The 2513-nt window shown below is 54.7% G+C and carries 1 rRNA gene; it reads right to left on the bottom strand.

The features are described 5' to 3' along the window. Positions 1 to 2300 (bottom strand): 23S ribosomal RNA (locus ACFSM5_RS22010); the annotation flags it as partial. Positions 2301 to 2513 lie beyond the last annotated feature (213 nt).

Here is a 2513-nt window from a genome sequence, read left to right as displayed (position 1 = left end):
ACCTTTTATCCGTTGAGCGATGGCCCGTCCACATGGAACCACCGGATCACTATGGCCGACTTTCGTCTCTGCTCGACTTGTCAGTCTCGCAGTCAGGCAGGCTTATGCCATTGCACTCGTCAGCTGATTTCCGACCAGCTTGAGCCTACCATCGCGCGCCTCCGTTACTCTTTGGGAGGCGACCGCCCCAGTCAAACTACCCACCATGCAGGGTCCCGGACCCGGATAACGGGTCGCGGTTAGACATCAGAGAGGATAAGGGCGGTATTTCAAGGATGCCTCCACCAGAACTGGCGCCCTGGTTTCAAAGGCTCCCGCCTATCCTACACATATCGTCTCTAATGCCACTGCAAAGCTGTAGTAAAGGTGCACGGGGTCTTTCCGTCTAACCGCGGGTACTCCGCATCTTCACGGAGAGTTCAATTTCGCTGAGTTGGTGTTGGAGACAGCGGGGAAGTCGTTACGCCATTCGTGCAGGTCGGAACTTACCCGACAAGGAATTTCGCTACCTTAGGACCGTTATAGTTACGGCCGCCGTTTACCGGGGCTTCAATTCAGAGCTTGCACCCCTCCTTTTAACCTTCCGGCACCGGGCAGGCGTCAGACCCTATACGTCGTCTTGCGACTTCGCAGAGCCCTGTGTTTTTGTTAAACAGTCGCTACCCCCTGGTCTGTGCCACCCCCAAAGACTTGCGTCGATGGAGGTCTCCCTTCTTCCGAAGTTACGGGAGCATTTTGCCGAGTTCCTTCAACACCATTCTCTCAAGCGCCTTGGTATACTCTACCAGTCCACCTGTGTCGGTTTGGGGTACGGTCTATACGCTAGAGCTATTTCCTGGAACTCCCAGGCAGCACATCCAATCCGATAAGGACATACTGCTTTCGGCGTCCGTCACTTCTAGCAGGTACGGGAATATTAACCCGTTTCCCATCGACTACGGCTTTCGCCCTCGCCTTAGGGGCCGACTAACCCTGCGGGGATTAACCTTGCGCAGGAACCCTTGGACTTTCGGCGACAGTGTTTCTCGCACTGTTTGTCGCTACTCATGTCAGCATTCGCACTTCCGATACCTCCAGGACGGGTCACCCCTATCCCTTCGCAGGCTTACGGAACGCTCCGCTACCGCGCATCTTGCGATGCACCCACAGCTTCGGCTCGTGGCTTGAGCCCCGTTACATTTTCGGCGCAGGATTGCTTATCTAGACCAGTGAGCTATTACGCTTTCTTTAAAGGATGGCTGCTTCTAAGCCAACCTCCTGGTTGTCTTGGCCTTCCCACATCCTTTCCCACTTAGCCACGAATTAGGGGCCTTAGCTGGTGGTCTGGGCTGTTTCCCTCTTGTCCTAGGACCTTAGCACCCTAGGACTGTCTGCCGGACTGTACTCTCGGGTATTCGGAGTTTGGTTGGGTTTGGTAAGTCTCGCGACCCCCTAGCCCATCCAGTGCTCTACCCCCCGAGGCAATCATCCGACGCGCTACCTAAATAGCTTTCGCGGAGAACCAGCTATTTCCGAGTTTGATTGGCCTTTCACCCCTAGCCACAGGTCATCCCCGTCTTTTTCAACAGACGTGGGTTCGGTCCTCCAGTGCATGTTACTGCACCTTCAACCTGCCCATGGCTAGATCACCCGGTTTCGGGTCTCATGCGTGCAACTCAGTCGCCCTATTCAGACTCGCTTTCGCTGCGCCTACACCTATCGGCTTAAGCTTGCTGCACACACGAACTCGCTGACCCATTATACAAAAGGTACGCAGTCACTCAGGACGAACCTTGAGCTCCTACTGCTTGTAGGCATCCGGTTTCAGGTCTGTTTCACTCCCCTCGTCGGGGTGCTTTTCACCTTTCCCTCACGGTACTGGTGCACTATCGGTCTGCTAGGAGTACTTAGGCTTAGAGGGTGGTCCCCCTACGTTCAGACAGGATTTCACGTGTCCCGCCTTACTCAAGGACCTACATGCTTTCTACCCATACGGGGCTATCACCCACTATGGCCGGCCTTTCCAGACCGTTCTGGTTCTTACATGTAGGCCACTGGCCTGGTCCGATTTCGCTCGCCACTACTTTCGGAGTCTCTGTTGATGTCCTTTCCTCTGGGTACTTAGATGTTTCAGTTCCCCAGGTTCGCCTCTGCACCCTATGGATTCAGGTACAGATACCGCATACGCGGTGGGTTTCCCCATTCGGAAATCTGCGGATCAAAGGGTGCTCGCCCCTCCCCGCAGCTTATCGCAGCGTGCCACGTCCTTCATCGCCTCTAGCAGCCAAGGCATCCACCAGATGCCCTTAAAACGCTTGATCACGAACCTCGCGCGCAGGGACAAACCCCACACATCGAGCCTCGCCATGAAGATACTTACCTTGCAACGATTACCCAGGAGGATAATCGTCACAGCTTCACACCTATTCACAATGTCAAATAGCTTCGAGGAAACCTGATCGTTAGATCAGGAACTGTGTCCCAAACATCCTGCATTATCATCGTTACCACCCACCTGACCGCAGCCAGGCGTC

The sequence above is a fragment of the Lacibacterium aquatile genome (assembly GCF_042683105.1).
In the GTDB taxonomy this organism is placed as follows: Bacteria; Pseudomonadota; Alphaproteobacteria; order Elsterales; family Elsteraceae; genus Lacibacterium; species Lacibacterium aquatile.
Note: the sequence above shows the minus strand (reverse complement) of the source record. Positions and strands in the feature narration are given on the sequence as shown.